The 17875-nt window shown below is 64.6% G+C and carries 14 protein-coding genes; 8 read left to right on the top strand and 6 right to left on the bottom strand.

The window, feature by feature from the left end; all coding sequences use genetic code 11:
- Positions 1-8 precede the first annotated feature (8 nt).
- On the bottom strand, positions 9-1493 hold the full coding sequence (locus tag FK267_RS01245) for a sugar porter family MFS transporter (RefSeq protein WP_075374178.1): 1485 nt from the start codon (positions 1491-1493) through the stop codon (positions 9-11).
- A gap of 498 nt (positions 1494-1991) precedes the next feature.
- Between FK267_RS01245 and FK267_RS01255 the strand changes: the two genes are divergently transcribed.
- Positions 1992-2702: a nucleoside/nucleotide kinase family protein gene (locus FK267_RS01255; protein ID WP_075374177.1), complete on the top strand. Its 711-nt coding sequence runs from the start codon at positions 1992-1994 to the stop codon at positions 2700-2702.
- Positions 2703-2826: 124 nt separating this feature from the next.
- Positions 2827-3921: a bile acid:sodium symporter family protein gene (locus tag FK267_RS01260; RefSeq protein ID WP_075374176.1), complete on the top strand. Its 1095-nt coding sequence runs from the start codon at positions 2827-2829 to the stop codon at positions 3919-3921.
- A gap of 174 nt (positions 3922-4095) precedes the next feature.
- Here FK267_RS01260 and FK267_RS01265 read toward each other — a convergent pair whose 3' ends face one another.
- The 4 genes from FK267_RS01265 to nrdH are packed head-to-tail and all read right to left on the bottom strand — an operon-like array spanning position 4096 to position 7536.
- Positions 4096-4677 (bottom strand): hypothetical protein, encoded by a 582-nt coding sequence (locus FK267_RS01265; protein ID WP_141405894.1) that lies wholly within the window; start codon positions 4675-4677, stop codon positions 4096-4098.
- Positions 4678-4721: 44 nt separating this feature from the next.
- Positions 4722-6878 carry a class 1b ribonucleoside-diphosphate reductase subunit alpha gene (gene nrdE / locus FK267_RS01270; RefSeq protein WP_141405895.1) on the bottom strand — a complete coding sequence of 719 codons (2157 nt, stop codon included), beginning with the start codon at positions 6876-6878 and terminating at the stop codon, positions 4722-4724.
- Entirely contained in the window at positions 6863-7273 is a 411-nt protein-coding gene (nrdI, locus tag FK267_RS01275) for a class Ib ribonucleoside-diphosphate reductase assembly flavoprotein NrdI (RefSeq protein ID WP_141405896.1), read from the bottom strand. Before nrdI ends, nrdE begins: the two co-directional genes overlap by 16 nt.
- 17 nt (positions 7274-7290) lie before the next feature.
- Positions 7291-7536, bottom strand: coding sequence for a glutaredoxin-like protein NrdH (gene nrdH / locus FK267_RS01280; protein WP_003788409.1), 246 nt, complete (start codon positions 7534-7536; stop codon positions 7291-7293).
- A 680-nt stretch (positions 7537-8216) separates the two neighbouring features.
- Here nrdH and FK267_RS01285 point away from each other — a divergent pair.
- From FK267_RS01285 to FK267_RS01310, 6 genes are all read left to right on the top strand, one after another.
- A complete protein-coding gene (locus tag FK267_RS01285; RefSeq protein WP_075378114.1) occupies positions 8217-9083 on the top strand; it encodes a DUF4956 domain-containing protein in 867 nt (288 codons plus the stop codon).
- Positions 9084-9270: 187 nt separating this feature from the next.
- Entirely contained in the window at positions 9271-10092 is an 822-nt protein-coding gene (locus tag FK267_RS01290) for a polyphosphate polymerase domain-containing protein (protein WP_141405897.1), read from the top strand.
- Positions 10093-10370: 278 nt separating this feature from the next.
- Complete coding sequence (locus FK267_RS01295) at positions 10371-11180, top strand: DUF4956 domain-containing protein (protein ID WP_075374172.1); 810 nt, start codon at positions 10371-10373, stop codon at positions 11178-11180.
- 52 nt (positions 11181-11232) lie between these two features.
- Entirely contained in the window at positions 11233-12249 is a 1017-nt protein-coding gene (locus FK267_RS01300; RefSeq protein ID WP_141405898.1) for a polyphosphate polymerase domain-containing protein, read from the top strand.
- A gap of 72 nt (positions 12250-12321) precedes the next feature.
- Positions 12322-14079, top strand: coding sequence for a carbohydrate-binding domain-containing protein (locus FK267_RS01305; protein WP_141405899.1), 1758 nt, complete (start codon positions 12322-12324; stop codon positions 14077-14079).
- 158 nt (positions 14080-14237) lie between these two features.
- Positions 14238-16163, top strand: coding sequence for a hypothetical protein (locus FK267_RS01310; protein WP_141405900.1), 1926 nt, complete (start codon positions 14238-14240; stop codon positions 16161-16163).
- A 13-nt stretch (positions 16164-16176) separates the two neighbouring features.
- Here FK267_RS01310 and FK267_RS01315 read toward each other — a convergent pair whose 3' ends face one another.
- A complete protein-coding gene (locus tag FK267_RS01315; protein ID WP_141405901.1) occupies positions 16177-17838 on the bottom strand; it encodes an L-serine ammonia-lyase in 1662 nt (553 codons plus the stop codon).
- Between the last annotated feature and the right edge of the window lie 37 nt (positions 17839-17875).

Genomic DNA, 17875 nt, shown 5'->3' on the forward strand with positions numbered 1-17875 from the left:
CGCTCACCTCAGACCGCCAGGTCCTCCATCTCCTCGAGCTCCTTGCCCTTGGTCTCGGGTACCCGCAAGAAGACGAAGATGAGGGACAGCAGCGCAAAGACTGCGTAGAAGCCGTAGGCGAAGGTCAGGCTGATGCTGGAGAAGGTCGGGAACGTGGTGGAGATGAAGAAGTTCGCCACCCACTGGGCCGCAGCCGCCACCGCCAGCGCCCCAGCACGGATCCGGTTGGGGAACATCTCGCCCAGCAGCACCCACACGAGCGGCCCCCAGGTCGCCCCGAAAGCCACGACGAACAGGTTCGCCGCCACCAGCGCGATCGGTGACCACGGCGCCTCCAGGGTCACCTCACCACCACTGACGTTGGCGAAGGAGAAGGCCAGCGCCATGAGCCCCAGCGAGATCGTCATGAAGAACGAGCCGGCCAGCAGCATGGGCCGGCGCCCCACCTTGTCCACCAGGAGGATCGCCAGGATCGTCACCACGATGTTGGTGACCGACGTGATGACCGTGATGGTCAGGGCGTCGGACTCCTGGAAGCCCACAGTGCGCCACAGCGTCGTCGAGTAGTAGAAGATGACGTTGATGCCCACGAACTGCTGGAAGACGGACAGCAGAATACCTACCCACACGATCGGCTTGAGCCCCAGCGCTGAGCCGCGCAGGTCGGACAGGGACTCGCGCTTCTCGGAGTCAATGGTTGAGCGGATCTCCTCGATCTTGAGGTTGACGTTGATGATTCCGGTGAAGTCGTAGAGCACCTGGGAGGCCTTGTCGTAGTCGCCGCGCGCCACCAGGAAGCGTGGGGACTCCGGCAGCCGGAAGGCGAAAAGCCCGTAGACGAGGGCCGGCACCCCCTCGGCAATGAACATCCACCGCCAGGCCTCCATCCCCAGCCACAGCTCCTTGGCGGCCCCGCCGGCCTGACCGGAGAACCAGGCGTCGGCCAGCAGGGAGGAGAAGATGCCGACGACGATCGCCAGCTGCTGGAGAGAGCCCAGACGGCCGCGCACGCTCGCCGGAGAGACCTCGGCAATGTAGGCCGGGGCGATGACGGAGGCTGCCCCCACTCCTAGGCCGCCCACCACACGCCACACGATGAAGTCGATGACGCCGAAGGCCAGTCCCGATCCGAGCGCGGAGCCCAGGAACATGACAGCGGCGATGAGCATGACCGGCACCCGCCCCATCCGGTTAGAAACCGGCCCGGCGAACCAGGCGCCGACCGTGCAGCCAATGAGCGCCGAGGAGACGGAAAAGCCCTTGAGCGCATCGCTGAGAGCGAACTGGTCAGAGAGGGCATCGACGGCGCCATTGATGACGGCCGTGTCAAAGCCGAAGAGGAACCCGCCCAGGGCGGCGGCCACGCAGATGCCGATGATGCGAGCGTTGATGCGGCTGACGGTCGAGCCGGCCTCCTCCGAGGTCGAGGCGGGTGAGGAGGTGGCCGGCGGCAGGGAGGAAGAGGACGGTGACGACTGAGAGGACTCTGCCATGGTGTGTTTCCTGACGTCGGAAGAGTCGCGTACGGCACCCACTTCGTGCCGCGCGGCATGGCGGACTCCCTCAGACTACGATCGTGTCCGCCATCACAATAGTCGTTTCGTCCCAGTCCCGTCCCTGGCCGTGACCGGAGTGCTCGCGGGCTGTCGCAGCCCGACGGCGACACGGGAGCACGCCACCGACCTGACCGCCGCCAACCTACGGTCCCGGGGACTAGCGGCGGGCCAGGCCCTGCCGTCGGAAACGACCATCCGCCGAGTCCTGCAGGACCTGGACCCCGCAGACGCTGATGCCCACCTGAGGTCCCGGCCTTGCCTCAGCTGGCTTCAACTCCCGTCGACTTCCGCCGTCGACATCGGCAGGAGAGGGGTGCTGCTGTCTTTTTCCTGAGAGAGCCCGATCCCATGAAGACGAGGAACGGCAAAGCATCACAATGGATACAGATACCGCCTCCAGGCCTCAGCCACTTAGTTGACTGAGATAATAGTTCCATGAGCCCAACGGTTCGGGTGGGCGAAACCCCCACCCTTGTCAGCAGCCTCGTCGACCAGCTCAGGCAGCGGTTGGCGGCCGACGACGCACCCGAGCGCCTCGTCGTCGGGCTTGTGGGAGCTCCCGGTTCGGGAAAATCAACGATTGCTGCGCAGCTGGAGACCGAGCTGAAAGCGGCGGGCATCTTCGCCGGGCTGGTCGCCATGGACGGCTTCCACCTGTCCAACGCCGTCCTGGACGAGCTGGGGCGCGGCAACCGCAAGGGCGCGCCCGACACCTTCGACGTCGAGGGTTACCTGACGACCCTGGACCGGGTGCGGGCCGACGGCGCCCCACGGGTCCTCGTCCCGGTGTACCGGCGGGACCTCCACGAGTCCGTGGCAGCCGGAAGCATCGTGAGCGGGACCGGCGTCGTCGTCACCGAGGGCAACTATCTCGCGCTCGAGACACGCGGTTGGGGCGCGGCGCGCGAGCGAATCGACCTGCTCATCCACATTGACGTGCCCGAGGAGGTGCTCGTGCTGCGACTCATCAACCGGCACGAGGACTTCGGCAAGAACCCGTTAGCAGCCGGCCACTGGGTACGCACCGTTGACCTGCCCAACGCGCGCCTCATCGCCACGAGCGTCCACCGCTGCGACGAGGTATGGCGTGAGCCCGAGGACGAGCCCGACTCCGACGACGTCGACACTGACGACGAGCTCGAATAACGCCTCAGGCCTCGGAACCTGAAGCGTGTCCGTACGATGGACTGAGACGGCGACGTATCACTCCTCGGACTATTGTCGCCGGGCGTATCCCCGCTGATGCTCCACCAATGATCCGAGGCATCCCATGACAGCCCCCACCGACACCAACACCGCACCGCGCTCCAAGGAGTCCACGGGCGCGGCCCCCGACGTCGAGGCTTCCGCCGACGCGGCCTCCGAGAAGAGACAGGACCGCAGCGCCCGCATCGCGGTGACGGTCTTCCCGCTCATCATGTTCGGCGCCTTCCTCGCCGCCTTCTTCTCACCCTCCACCTTCGTGCCGCTGGCCGGTTACATGACACCGTTGCTGGCCGTCACGATGCTGGGGATGGGGATGACCCTGTCCATCCCGGACTTCACGATGATCGCCCGTCACCCGAAGCCGGTCATTCTGGGCGTGCTCAGCCAGTACGCGATCATGCCGCTGGTGGGCTGGAGCGTAGCGAACCTGCTGCCGCTGCCCCCCGAGCTCAAGGTCGGCATCATCCTCATCGGCTGCGTGCCCGGGGGGACGACGTCGAACGTGGTCAGCTACCTGGCCAAGGGCAACACGGCCCTTTCAGTGTCGATGACCGCCTTCTCCACGATGCTCGCCCCTATCGTCACCCCGCTGCTGACCCTGTGGCTGGCCGGAACCTACATGCAGGTACCGGCCGGGTCGATGGCACTGTCGATCGTGCAGATCGTGCTGCTGCCGGTGGGTGCGGGCCTGGCCTGCAATGTCTTCTTCCACCGGCAGGTGGCGCGGATCCAGCCGGCGATGCCGTGGGTCTCGGTTGTGGCGATCGCCGCGGTGGTGGCGGCCGTGGCCTCCAAGAGTCAGCCGCTCATCGCCACCGCGGGGCCGCTCATGTTCGCCGCAATCGCCTTGGAGAATGCAACCGGCTACGCCCTGGGCTACGCCGTGGCGCGAGCCTTCGGCGTCTCGCGGGCCGACCGCCGCACGATCGGTATCGAGGTGGGCCTGCAGAATGCCGGGCTCGGTTCAACGCTCGCCCTGCAGTACCTGAGCGCGGCAGTGGCCGCACCCTGCGCGGTGGCGACCTTCTGGCACACGATCACCGGTTCCCTGCTGGCCATGTACTGGCGCCTGCGCGGGTTCCCGGCCGGCGAGGATCCGCACGCCACCGTGCGCGAGTTGCGCCGCCGCGCCGAGGAGTCCTCGGCTGCAGCCGGCTAATGGCGCTGCAAGAAGGGGTGGAAACGTGTGACCTATGCCGCTATTGCCAACAACGGCCGCAACTGCTGGCAATACCTACAAGTCTGACGTACAGTTGGTGTGCCGCCGCGTTACGGCGCGGAGAGGAAGTAAGCGCCGGTGCACCCGTGTCGTCATGTGGGCCCGGCGTTCGCGCTACCTACGGGGATCAATACGCTCAACCCACACACGGTCAGCGATCATGCTCCAGTTATCGCCAGCATCTGAGCCGGCCCAATGATCGCCCAGTGCTCCGATCACCTGATCAGGAACCCATAGGTGCTTATCTTCATGACCAAACCTGTGAGTCAAACGAAATCCCGACGTCAACACCTTATTACGCTGAGCTAAGGCAATCGTCCTCTTGTCCTTTTCATCCTGAGTTTGCTGCCTTCTTTCGAGGATAAGTGAATCCACACCAAAATCCCCTTCAAGCATCACACTTAAACAGTGCAACGCCTGCTGCCTAGCACGCTCCTCACCCTTCCCCTCGGGAATAGGGGAGGCTGCAACGACAAGATATTTTGCATTATGCTCACTGATAGTCTCACAGACCGCTCGCTTCGTGCGAGGTGTATGATCTCTCCAATGTAGTTTTCCACCTTGACGCACATACACAGAGAGCGCATCAGCAAGATCGGATTGATCTTCATCTGCAATATATGTGCCTAGAAAATACACCGACTCAGAGACACCAGAGCGGCGAACACTCTCATCCCCGTAGGCAACGCGGCCCACTCAAGATCCTTTCCACTTCCTTAAAGAGGCCCACCAACTCCGGCTCACAGCATGCAGGAGACGCAGCCCTCGACCTCGGTCCCGGTCAGGGCGGCCTGACGCAGGCGGATGTAGTAGAGGGTCTTGATGCCCTTGCGCCAGGCGTAGATCTGGGCTCGGTTGACGTCGCGGGTGGTGGCCGTGTCCGGGAAGAACAGCGTGAGGCTCAGCCCCTGGTCGACGTGCTGGGTGGCCACGGCGTAGGTGTCGATGATCTTCTCCGGGCCGATCTCGTAGGCGTCCTGGTAGTACTCGAGGTTGTCATTCGTCATGAAGGGCGCCGGGTAGTAGACGCGGCCAATCTTGCCCTCCTTGCGGATCTCCACCTTGGCCACGATCGGGTGGATCGAGGAGGTGGAGTTGTTGATGTAGGAGATCGAGCCGGTGGGCGGCACGGCCTGCAGGTTGCGGTTGTACAGGCCGCCCTTCTTGATCTTCTCCGCCAGCTCGGCCCAGTCCTCACGCGTGGGAACGTGCACGCTGGAGGCCGCGAAGATCTCCTTGACGCGCTCGGTGACCGGTACGAAGTCCTGGGTCACGTACTTCTCGAAGAACTCGCCGCTGGCGTAGGTCGAGTCCTCGAAGCCCACGAAGCTCTCCCCGCGCTCCACGGCCATCTCGTTCGACGCCGTCAGGGCGGCGAACAGGACGCTGGCGAAGTAGACGTTGGTGAAGTCCAGGCCCTCCTCGGAGCCGTAGTGGATGCGCTCGCGCGCCAGGAAGCCATGGAGGTTCATCTGCCCTAGGCCAATGGCGTGCGACTCGTGGTTGCCCCGGTCGATGGAGGGCACGCTGGGCAGGTGGGTCTGGTCGCTGACGGCGGTCAGGCCGCGCACAGCGGTGCGGATCGTGCGGGCGAAGTCCGGGGAGTCCATCGTCTTGGCGATGTTGAGGCTGCCCAGGTTGCAGGAGATGTCCTTGCCCACGTGGGCGTAGGTGAGGTCCTCGTTGAGCTCGCTGGGCTCGGAGACCTGAAGGATCTCGGAGCACAGGTTGGACATGACGACCTTGCCCTTGATGGGGTTGGCCTTGTTGACCGTGTCCTCGAACATGACGTACGGGTAGCCGGACTCGAACTGGATTTCGGCCAGAGTCTGGAAGAAGGTGCGGGCGTTGATCTTCTTCTTCTTGATGCGCCCGTCGTCCACCATCTCGCGGTACTTCTCAGTGACGTTGATGTCCGCGAAGGGCATGCCGTAGACGCGCTCGACGTCGTAGGGGCTGAAGAGGTACATGTCCTCGTTGTTGCGGGCCAGCTCGAAGGTGATGTCCGGGATGACGACGCCCAGCGAGAGGGTCTTGATGCGGATCTTCTCGTCGGCGTTCTCACGCTTGGTGTCCAGGAAGCGCATGATGTCGGGGTGGTGGGCGTGCAGGTAGACCGCCCCCGCACCCTGGCGGGCCCCGAGCTGGTTGGCGTAGGAGAAGGAGTCCTCCAGCAGCTTCATGACGGGGATGACGCCGCTGGACTGGTTCTCGATGCGCTTGATGGGGGCGCCCATCTCCCGCAGGTTGCTCAGCAGGAGGGCCACTCCCCCGCCGCGCTTGGACAGCTGGAGGGCGGAGTTGATACCGCGGGCGATCGACTCCATGTTGTCCTCGATACGCACCAGGAAACAGGAGACGGGCTCGCCACGCTGGGCCTTGCCCTCGTTGAGGAAGGTGGGGGTGGCCGGCTGGAAGCGGCCGGACATCATCTCGTCGACGAGGTCGAGGGCCAGCTGCTCGTCGCCGTCGGCCAGTGTGAGGGCCACCATGGTGACACGGTCCTCGAAGCGCTCCAGGTAGCGCTTCCCGTCGAAGGTCTTGAGCGTGTAGGACGTGTAGTACTTGAAGGCTCCCAGGAAGGTCTCGAAGCGGAACTTGTGTGCGTAGGCGGCTTTGAAGGCGGACTTGACGAACTCCGGGGAGTACTTGTCCAGGATGTGGCCCTCGTAGTAGCCCTCCTCGACCAGGTACTCGAGCTTCTCCTCCAGGTCGTGGAAGAAGACCGTGTTCTGGTTGACGTGCTGGAGGAAGTACTGCCGGGCCGCCTCGTGGTCGGCATCGAACTGGATCCTGCCGTTCGCGTCGTAGAGGTTCAGCTTCGCGTTGAGCGCGTGGTAGTCCAGCTCCGGGGAGGACACGGTCTCAGAGCCGGTGTCCGTCAGCGTGTCTGCCAAAAGTTTTCCAATCCTTCTTTGACGCGTGCGACGTCCGTGGGGGTGCCGAGCAGCTCATAGCGGTACAGGAACGGCACCCCCAACTTGCTGGCGATGATGTCACCCGCCAGGCAGTAGGCCTGGCCGAAGTTGGTGTTGCCCGAGGCGATGACGCCCCGGCACAGGGCCCGGTTGTCCGGGTTGTTGAGGAAGGCGATGACCTGCTTGGGCACCGCCCCCTTGACGGAGCCGCCACCGTAGGTGGGCACGACCAGGACGTACTCCTCATCCACGGTCAGCGGCGACTCCGTGCGCCTCAGGGGGATGCGCGCCGTCGGGAAGCCGAGCTTACCCACGAATCGGTGCGTGTTCTCCGAGGTGGAGGAGAAGTAGACCAGCAGAGGCCCGCTACTCACGGCGCGCCCCCGCGGCCTCAGACCGCGACGGACTCGACGGCCAGGGCGAGGGTCTTGATCTTGTCCGGGCGGAAGCCGGACCAGTGGTCCTCTCCGGCGACGACGACGGGAGCCTGGGCGTACCCCAGGGACTTGACCTGCTCGAGGGCCTGGGCGTCCAAGGAGATGTCCACCGTCTCGTAGGACAGGCCGGCCTTGTCCATGGCACGGTAGGTGGCCGTGCACTGGACGCAGTTGGGCTTGCTGTAGATGGTGATCGCCATGTCCGTCTCTTCCTCAGGATCGGGTGGCGGTGACTGCGGCCCATCCCCGAACAGGGACTGCGCCGGCGGCACCACACGCTTGTCATTCACGGGAGGCCAGAACGGCCCCGCAAAGCAAGACACTACCCCTTGGGGTGATCCGGGTCCATCACCCCAAGATGCTGTGTCTAACGTGGCCCTGTGCACACCACCCCTCCCCTCTGTGGAAAACCTTGACCTCTCTGTGGGCGGCTGGTGGAGACAGTCCGTGAGCACCCCGCCAGAGGCCCTCGACCCCATCCCCGCAATCCGCACAACGATGGTCCTACACGGGTACGACATCTATTCGCGAGCCTTAACCACAGGCAGGGCCGGTCGCCGTCGGCGCTCTACCCCCAGCCCTGGGGACGGAGACGCAGAATTCACCCCCTCAGACACGCCTGTTCGGCGTGTCGCCACATCCAGCGAACACCCAGCAAGCAGTCGAGACCGAAAGTAGCTGAAGGCGATTGTTCCGACCAGCACCTCACACCTACAACACGAAGCCGGGAGACGCCGCGGGACGCAAGGAGGCCGTTCAGGGTATGCAGCCTCACACCGAGCACGAGACCGACGCCCTAGCATGATTTATATAGGCGGACATATTGTTATGTTATCGTAACAATACGGTTCCCGGCCCGCCTCTCCCCAAGGACATCCTCATGCAGCAGGTGTTGAACGATCTACCACTGACACTGGCCTACATCGGTGCCGACCTGGTGGCGCTCGCCATCCTGGTCGGGGCCCTCTATATTCCGCGCCACGGGCGCCGAGACCTCGTGGCCGCCTACATCGGCGTCAATGTGGGCGTCCTGGCCGTCACCCTGCTGCTGTCAACGAGCGACAACGTCGGAGCGGGCCTGGGCCTGGGGCTCTTCGGCGTCCTGTCCATCATCCGTCTGCGCTCCTCCTCCCTGGCCCAAGGGGAGGTGGCCTACTTCTTCGCGGCCCTGGCCCTGGGCCTGCTCGGCGGCATCAAGACCCACCTCATCATCGTCGCCATCCTCATGGCCCTCCTCCTCGCCTCGCTGTGGGTGGGGGACCACCCGGCGCTCATGCGCCACAACCGCAACCAGGTCGTCACCCTTGACCGGGCCATCAGCGACGAGAACGAGCTCATCACCGAGCTCGAGGACCTGCTCGGCGCCCAGGTGCGCAGCGTTGACCTCAAGAGCCTGGACCTGGTCAATGACACCACCATCGTCGAGGTCCACTACCGGCTGCGTCCTCGCTCCCGCGCAGCCAGGCCCGCTCAGCCACCGGCCGCCCAGGTGCAGCAGGAGAAGGTGGTGCAGGGTCCCCACCTGGTCCGGGAGGCTCCGCCTCAGGCCCCCGTTCAGGCCGCTACTCAGGCTCAGCCCGCTAGTCAGCAACTCTGGCCCGAGGCCCCCGTGGCCGACAGCGCCGCGAGAGCAGCCACCGCCCCACCCCGGTACGACTGGATCACCGGCCACCGCCGGCAGCACGCCTCCCAGCAGCACGCTCAGGTGGGCAACCCTCCGTCCATGGTGCAGCCCCGCTACAACTGACCCAGCCGGCCCGCCTCACCTGCGGCGCCACCGCGTCAACGCCGCGTCAACGCCGCGCACCCAGCACATCCAGTGCACCCATCGTGCGCCCGTCACGCGGCCACCTCCTCCCCACACCACCGCCACCGCTGCTGCCCGGCAGCACCGGCCCCACCTCGCCACTGCCGACCCCGGAAAGGACTGCACCGTGCTGAACACCAACGGCATCAACACGATCACCCTCACCGAGCTCAACTCCGAGGCAAGTCTCCTGACTCGCATGGACCGCAAGTACCTAGTGCCCCCGGGCGACACCCAGCACGTCATCAGCCACCTGGCCCCGCGGGCCCGGGTCCTCCAGATCGACGGCCTGCGCCACTTCCGCTACGCCTCGACCTACTTCGACACCCCGGGGCTGGAGGCCTTCATGCTCACGGCCCGCAAGCGCCGTCGGCGTTACAAGATCCGCACCCGCACCTACCTGGACTCCGGCCTGTGCTTCCTGGAGGTCAAGACCAACGGGTCGCGCGAGGCCACGGTCAAGGACCGCTTCAAGTACGACCCCGACGACGCCGACCGCATCACGCCCGACGGTCACCTGTTCGTCATCGAGCGCCTCGTGGAGTCCGGCACCTGCACCCCCGACGAGGCGCGCACGATCGCCGATGCCCTCGTCCCGGTCATGGACTCCACCTACAGCCGCACCACCCTGCACCTGCCCCACGACGAGGCCCGCGCCACCTTCGACACCCAGCTCACCTGGGACCTGTTCGGCCCTGACGGCAAGCGCCTCGAACGGGGTGTCTCCGTGGGCCACCTCAACGTCGTCGAGACGAAGAACCCCTCCACGGCCTCCCCCACGGACCGCCTCCTGTGGCACCAGGGGCACCGGCCGGCCCGCATCTCGAAGTACGCCACCGGCATGGCCCTGTTGCACGGGAAACTGCCCACTAACCGGTGGAACCGCACCATCAAGCGGAACCTGGGGCGCTACTGGCGTCAGGTCCAGTCGCGCCAGCTCGCGGCCTGAGCAGCGGCCCTCACGCTTCCGCCCCACCCCCAACCAGCGCCTCCACAGGTTCCGGGCACCGCCCGCCTGTGGGGGCGCTGTTGGCCGCCTCATGCCGCGGCGCGGTAAGTCATGCCTCCCCCATGCCCTGTTCACAGCGCGCTCATGGAATGCGCCCGTTGACTGTTTCTCACCGGACGGAGCCGCACAACGCCGCGGCGCGCTGAGGGCGCTCCCCTGCCGCCCACCCCGTGACCAGGCTCCGTCACCGGTCCGATTGACCCGACAGGAGCCTCCCGATGAGCCTGACCACTCTGACCTACATCGCCGCTGATCTGATCGCCCTCGCCGTCCTGGTCGGGGCCCTCTACGCCCCGCGCCACTCGCGCAAGGACCTCATGGCCGCCTATATCGGCGTCAACGTGGGCGTCCTGGCCGTCACCCTGCTGCTATCGACGGCGAGCGTCGCGGCCGGCCTGGGCCTGGGGCTCTTCGGGGTCCTGTCCATCATCCGCCTGCGCTCCACCGAGCTGGCCCAGCACGAGGTCGCCTACTTCTTCGCGGCCCTGGCCCTGGGCCTGCTCGGCGGCATCCAGACCGCACCCATCGGGATGGTGGCGGCCCTCATGGGCACCGTCGTCGCCGCCCTGTGGGTCGGCGACCACCCGGCACTCATGCGCCGCAACCGTCACCAGGTGATCGTCCTCGACCATGCCATCACCAACGAGACCGCTCTCATCGCCCACCTGGAGCGCACCCTGGGCGGGCAGGTCCGCTCGGTGGAGGTCCAGCGCCTCGACCTGGTCGACGACACCACCACCGTTGACGTCCGCTTCCGGCTGCCGCGCCACACTCCCGCTGAGCTTGAGATCGCTACAGCCTTCGACGACGTCGCCCCTGCCGCGCAGCCTGCCACCGAGCCGACCGGTGCCGTCGCCCGCGAGGCGCAGACCGCCCAGCCCTGGAGCGGCAGGCGCCTGAACGCCGCGCAGGCCGGCTCCCGCCCTGAGCCCGTCGAGACCCAGCCCCTCACCGTGGCGCCGGCCACCCAGTACGTCACACGCCCCAGCGGTCAGGCAGCCCCGGCCACGGCCGTGGCCTTGCGCTGAGCGTTGCCCCGGACGAAGCCGACAGGACAGACCAGAACAGACAAGGAGCCCGATGATGACCAGGACGACGATCTCGACGGTGACCTCAACGGCAACCGTGAGCACCTCCCCGGCAGCTTCCTTCGCAGGGTCTCAGGCTCCGACGTCGGGCTCCCTGAACGCCGATCACCTGGCCACAACCAGTCTCGCCGAGCTCAACGACGCCGCGGGCCTGCTCACCCGGGTGGACCGCAAGTACCTGGTGCCGCTGGAGCGTGCGCAGGAGCTCGTGGGCGGCCTCACCTCCGAGGCCCGGGTCCTGGAGATCGACGGGAGGCGCCGCTTCTCCTACGCCTCGACCTACTTCGACACCCCGGGGCTGGAGGCCTTCATGCTCACGGCCCGCAAGCGGCGTCGGCGCTTCAAGGTGCGCACCCGCACCTACCTGGATTCCGGCCTGTGCTTCCTGGAGGTCAAGACCCGCGGCGCGCGCGGCACCACCGTCAAGCGGCGCCTGGGATACCACCCCGACGACGCCTCCCGCCTGACCGGCTCGGGCCGCGCCTTCGTGGCCGCCTGCCTGGCGAGCACGGGGGTCTCCGGTCCGGCTGCTGCCCGGGATGTCGCCGCCGCGCTGCGGCCGGTGCTGGCCACCACCTATGAGCGCACCACCCTTCACCTGCCGCGCTCCGAGGCCCGGGCCACCATCGACACGTCCCTGACCTGGCGGCGCCTGACACCGGGGGTCCGCACGAGGACCGCCGGAGTCGCCGGGGCCCCGCAGGCCCTGCGCCCGGCCCATCTGACCGCGGCCATCGACGACGGCGAGCCGGTGGCGGTGGCGGGCGTCGCCGTCGTCGAGACGAAGAACCCGGCCACACCCTCACCTGCGGACCGGGCCCTGTGGGACGCCGGACACCGCCCCGCCCGCATCTCGAAGTACGCCACAGGCATGGCGCTGCTCCACCCCGAGCTGCCCGCCAACCGGTGGTACCGGACCCTGACCCACGAGCTCGCCGACCTGTTCGGCACCGACCGCTCCAACCTGGAGAGCATCGGCGCCACCCGCGCCACCGCGAGCGCCGCCTGAGCGCCGCACCTAGACCACCCACGATCCGACACCGGACCAGAGAAGAACCCGAGAAGAAGAGGCCCAGACACCATGAAGACCACCAAGACGACCAAGCCCCTCCACCGACTCCGCCGTCGTGCGACCGGAGCCGTCGCGTTCCTGGCCGCGATCGCCCTGGCGGCCGGTTGCTCGACCTCCTCGGCCTCCGGCAACGCCAGCGCCTCGAGCTCAAGTGAGTCGGACACGACGTGGACGACGATCTCCTCCTCGGTCGCTACGGCGTCGACCGGCGCGAGCGTCTCCGACATCCTGGGCGCGAACGCCTCGGTGGAGAACGCCTCGAGCTCCGCGGACGACGCCGGCACCCCGGACACGTCGTCGGCCACCACGATCACGCTCTCGGGATCGTCGGCCTCGGCCAGCGGGTCGGCGTCGAGCAACGTGAAGGTCGACGGGGGCACCGTCACCATCAGCGGCGGTGGCACCTACGTCATCAGCGGCGAGCTCAGCAACGGGCGGATCGTCGTCAACGCCCCCAAGGCGGACGTGCGCCTGGTCCTCAAGGGCGGGAGCATCACGAGCTCGGACGGGCCGGCCATCGACATCCAGGACGCCGGCAACGCGATCGTGGTCCTGGCCAAGGACTCCAAGAACACGCTGACCGACGGCGCGAGCTACGCCTCGGGGCAGGAGGCCACCGCCGCCCTGTTCTCCTCCGACACCCTCACCGTCACCGGGACCGGCCAGCTGGACGTGACCGGCTCCTACAAGGACGGCATCTCCTCCAAGAACGGCCTCATCATCACCGGGAACACCACCATCAAGGTCAAGGCCGCCGACGACGGCCTGCGCGGCAAGGACTACCTGGTGGTGGAGTCCGGGACGCTGACGGTCGAGGCCGGGGGCGACGCCCTGAAGTCCAGTGAGGGCAACGATGAGACGAAGGGCTTCATCTCCCTGGGCAAGGCGAGCATCACGCTGACCTCCACCGACGACGCGATCTCGGCGACCACGGACGTCACCGTCAAGGACACGACCCTGACGATCACGGCCGGCGGCGGCCAGGCGAACGCCACTGTTGAGGAGCAGGCCCCGCCCGGGCAGGAGTCGACGGCGGACTCCTCGACGCCTTCGCCCAAGGGCATCAACGCCGGGGTGAGCTATACGCAGGATTCCGGGAAGGTCACTGTCAATGCGGCCGATGAGGGGCTGCAGGCGGCGTTCATCAACGTGGCCGGCGGGGAGCTGTCCATCGCGGCGGGCGACGACGGCATCAACGCCTCCAACGGCGACCACGTCATCGAGGGGCACGAAAATGCCGACTCCGAGTCCGACGACGGCTCGGTGCTGACGATCAGCGGCGGCGAGGTGGAGGTCTCCTACGCCTCCTCCGACGGTATCGACTCCAACGGATCGGCCTACGTCAAGGGCGGGATCGTGGTGGTCTCGGGGCAGGCCGGCGCGATGGACGGCTCGGTGGACGCCAACGGCGAGAGCCAGCTCGTGGGGGTGACGGGCTCTCCGTCGGTCAGCGCGGGTGACACGCTGACCGTCACGGATGCTTCCGGGTCGCAGGTGGCCTCGCTCAAGGTGGACTTCACGGCGGAGGCGATTACGGTGCTGGGGCTCACCGAGGGCCAGCAGTACACGGTGGCGACGTCGTCGGGCGGCTCGGCCACGGGGACGGCCTCGGCGCTGTCGGCCGGGATGGGCGGCCCCATGGGTGGTGGCGCCGGTGGTCAGGGAGGCCAGGGCGGTCAGGGCGGCGGGGGCCAGGGCCAGCAGCCCGGTGGCGGGCAGCAGTCCGGCAACCAGAACAGCCAGTCGAGTACCGCCCAGAGCAGCTGACCCGGGCTGGGCACTGAAGGTGGGGGGCCGCAGCGCAGCGCTGCGGCCCCCCACCCTTGATCCTGTCGGTTACCAAGATTCACCCATATTACATAAAGTATGTTATCATTCGGTGATCAATTTCAGAAACTCGTAGAATCGTTAAGGAACCGTCTATCATGTCCGGAAGAATCAGCACCTTTATCGCTATCAAACTCCGAAAAGTATCCAAAAAATTCGCAGAATTCATAACAAAACACCCAAACATTTCGATGCTCATCGCCTCCATTATCGCATCCGCAGCAATATTAATATTCCCTAATATCACACCAAAGTATTGTGATAAAATTGCTATTCGAACAATGCTAACAAACACAGTCGGACTGTTTGCGCTGCTTACGTTTGCAACAAATCAATTATCAAATATCTCCAGAAAAACAAAAGATGACACATATTTAGGTATAAATATTAAGTATTTTTTAGCGCTGCAATCACCCCATAATCACATAATTTCGGGAAACATATTTAGATCTGAGATTATCTTACTGTTCATTTTTCCAGTACTAGCTTTCGAATTCCCTACACTGACACAGTATGTCACGCGACTGTGGTGGGGGGTATTCTCTACAGTTGCATCACTTCTTGCCTGGAATCTTATTAACTCCTTAAGAGTGTTTGACGTGACGGAACTACACCGGGAAAGTGTAGTGTCGCAAATTGAATTGTACCAATGTAGAATGTGGTCTGACCTAGTTGCAGAAATAATCGAACTCCGGCGAGGAGATCCGGGTTATACAACTCGCAAACATAAAGAATACTTGAAAGAATATGCCGAAATAGACAGCAGCGACCGCTGCAGATACAAACTCCTTACTTTAGGCAATCTCCGACCTGTCAGTGATATCATATCAAATGCACCCTCCAAGAAAACACTTAAGTCGACGTGTAGATTTATTTATGGTCGCCAAAAGGCGCTTATCGAAAAACTCCTTGATCCCAGTTCATCGATCATGCAACCGATGTTGTTTGAGTTAATCCATGACACCGACTTAAAATATAAGATGATCGCTGCAAAAGCGGGTGCAGATAGCGCCGCACTCAGTAAAGAGAGTGGAGTCGAACTCACAGAATTCAGTCTAGGAGCGGAGCCGCCACAAACAGAAGGGGCAGAACTAATACCTGCATTCGTTCATCACAAAATTTCAGAAGGAATTTGTAACGGTCGGATTAAGCCGACGGCAAACGAGGTGAGCAGTCTGATTACATCCATCAACAGTATCACTCACCAAGAAACTAAGGAATACGCAGCAAGGCAACTTATTGATGCAATTACTGCTGACCTTAAATTATTCGGCGACATATCAGGCACGATACCTTGCCTCATTCCTGGAGCTTCCCCTGTTGACGATAACGATAAATTATGGCGTAACCTTATGCTATCTGTAAGCCAACAAAAAGTTATCGAAAAAACAGATCTTCCAGTTGAAGCAAAAAAGGCTCTCCTACAGAACACCTCTAAAGAATTTCAAGTTGCATACCTATTTTTGATACTGTTTCAAATACCTACATTCTCGATCTCAGAAAACGAGGAACTTCTAAAGTGCTTGTACAGTGTTATTTCAGAGGATTCTAGTGGAAGTACTGATGAGTGTTTTGAGGGGCTCGATCCAGAAACTCAGGAAATATTCGGCACTCAAAAGATCAACTTCGAACAAACTAAGGAAGTCGTTTCAAGTTTTTCTACAACTTCAGACACTTTTGATAAGGTGCGTTCTGAGGAATCGCTTGTGTGGCTCTTTGAAGTTTTGACTCGACCTGTCACCTATGACTGGCATGAAGAATTTGAAAGCCGGGGTTTCGGGTCGCTATTCGAATTTAGTACGGTTATACTGTGGAAGGAAGTGGTCTCTAAGGATCAATGGGTAGATTCTGACTTTGCGGAAAAGTCTTTAGTTGGCGATTTTTTTAACGATAGTCAAATCAAGCCAAACCGCCAAAAAATGGGCGACGCAAAGATGGAAGTAAATAAGGCAGCAAGTACGCTCGAACGACTCGGGAGAACAGAGGATGCTAAAAGACTGCGCCGGTCTATCGACTTGAAGTGAACCGCACGGAAACTCAGCACTCCACGACGTTGACGGCCAGGCCGCCGCGGGAGGTCTCCTTGTACTTGGCGAGCATGTCCTCGCCGGTCTGGCGCATCGTCTCGATGACGGTGTCGAGGCTGACGGCGTGCCGGCCCTCACCCCACAGGGCCATGCGGGCGGCATTGATGGCCTTGACGGCGGCCACCGCGTTGCGCTCGATGCAGGGGATCTGGACGAGTCCGCCCACGGGGTCGCAGGTGAGCCCCAGGTTGTGCTCCATGGCGATCTCGGCGGCGTTCTCCACCTGGGCGGGCGTCCCGCCCAGGGCCTCGGCCAGGCCGGCGGCCGCCATCGAGGAGGCCGACCCGACCTCCCCCTGGCAGCCCACCTCGGCCCCCGCGATCGAGGCATTGGTCTTGATGAGCCCGCCCACGGCAGTGGCGGCCAGCAGGAAGCGGCGGGCGCCGTCGTCGTCGGCCCCGGGAATGAAGCGCTCGTAGTAGGCCAGGACCGCCGGGACGATGCCCGCCGCACCGTTCGTGGGGGCGGTGACGACGCGGCGCCCGGCGGCGTTCTCCTCGTTGACCGCGAGCGCGAACAGGTCCACCCAGTCCATGCCGCGCAGGGGGTCGGCCATGGTGAAGGCGGCGGCCGGGCCACTCGACTGGGCGCACAGCCGCTCGTGGAGGGCCTTGGCGCGGCGGCGCACCCCGAGCCCGCCGGGCAGGATGCCCTCGGCGTTCATGCCGGCCTCGATGCAGGCCCGCATCGTGGCGCGCAGACGGTCCAGGTAGGCGATGACCTCCTCCCGGCTGCGGGCGGAGAGCTCGTTGGCCAGGACGACGTCGGAGACGCTCAGGCCCTCGCGCTCGCAGATCGACAGCATCGCGGCCGAGGTGGTGAAGGGGAAGGGCGCAGGGGTGGCGTGGGCCTGACTGGCGGAGGCGGTCGCCAAGGCCTGGATCGACGGCGCACCGGGAGTGCCGACGTCCTCCATGACGAAGCCGCCGCCCACGGAGTAGTAGGTGCGGCGCAGAATCTCGGCGCCGCTGGCGCAGTAGGCGGTCAGGGTCATGCCGTTGACGTGGTAGGGCAGGACCCGCCCGGGCAGGAAGTGGATGTCGGCGCTCGGGCTGAAGGGGACGGGGCCGACACCGTCGACCACCAGCTCGCCGGCGGCCTCAACCTCCTCCATGAGGGACTCGCACACGACGGCGGGGACCGTCTCGGGCTCGTAGCCGGCCAGGCCCATGACGGCGGCGCGGTCGGTGGCGTGCCCGCGGCCGGTGGCGCCCAGCGATCCGTAGAGCTCGACGGTGACGCGGCTGGGCTGCGGCAGGCCGGAGCCGGGGGCCGGGGAGGCGCACTCGCCGTCGGACGCCCCCGCGCCGCCTGGGCGGACCGCCTCGGCCAGGGCCCGACTGAAGGCGCGGCCGGCCCGCATGGGGCCCACGGTGTGGGAGGAGGAGGGGCCGATGCCGATGCGCATGAGGTCGAAGACGCTCAGCGGGCGGGGCGCCTGCTCGACGTCGATGGCCCCGGCCAGGAGGGCGGCGGGCGTGGCCGAGTCCAGTGCCGCAGAGACGAGCGCGGTCTCCCGGGCGACATCGGATGGCTCAGTGACCGCCGTGGTCGCAGAAGCGGCTGCGGAATCGGGGGCGTTTGACGAGGTGGGCAGGCTACGGCGGGTCACGCCCATAATGATGCACGCCCACCGCCCGGGGCCCAAC

This window comes from Actinomyces oris, assembly GCF_006546825.1.
In the GTDB taxonomy this organism is placed as follows: Bacteria; Actinomycetota; Actinomycetes; order Actinomycetales; family Actinomycetaceae; genus Actinomyces; species Actinomyces oris.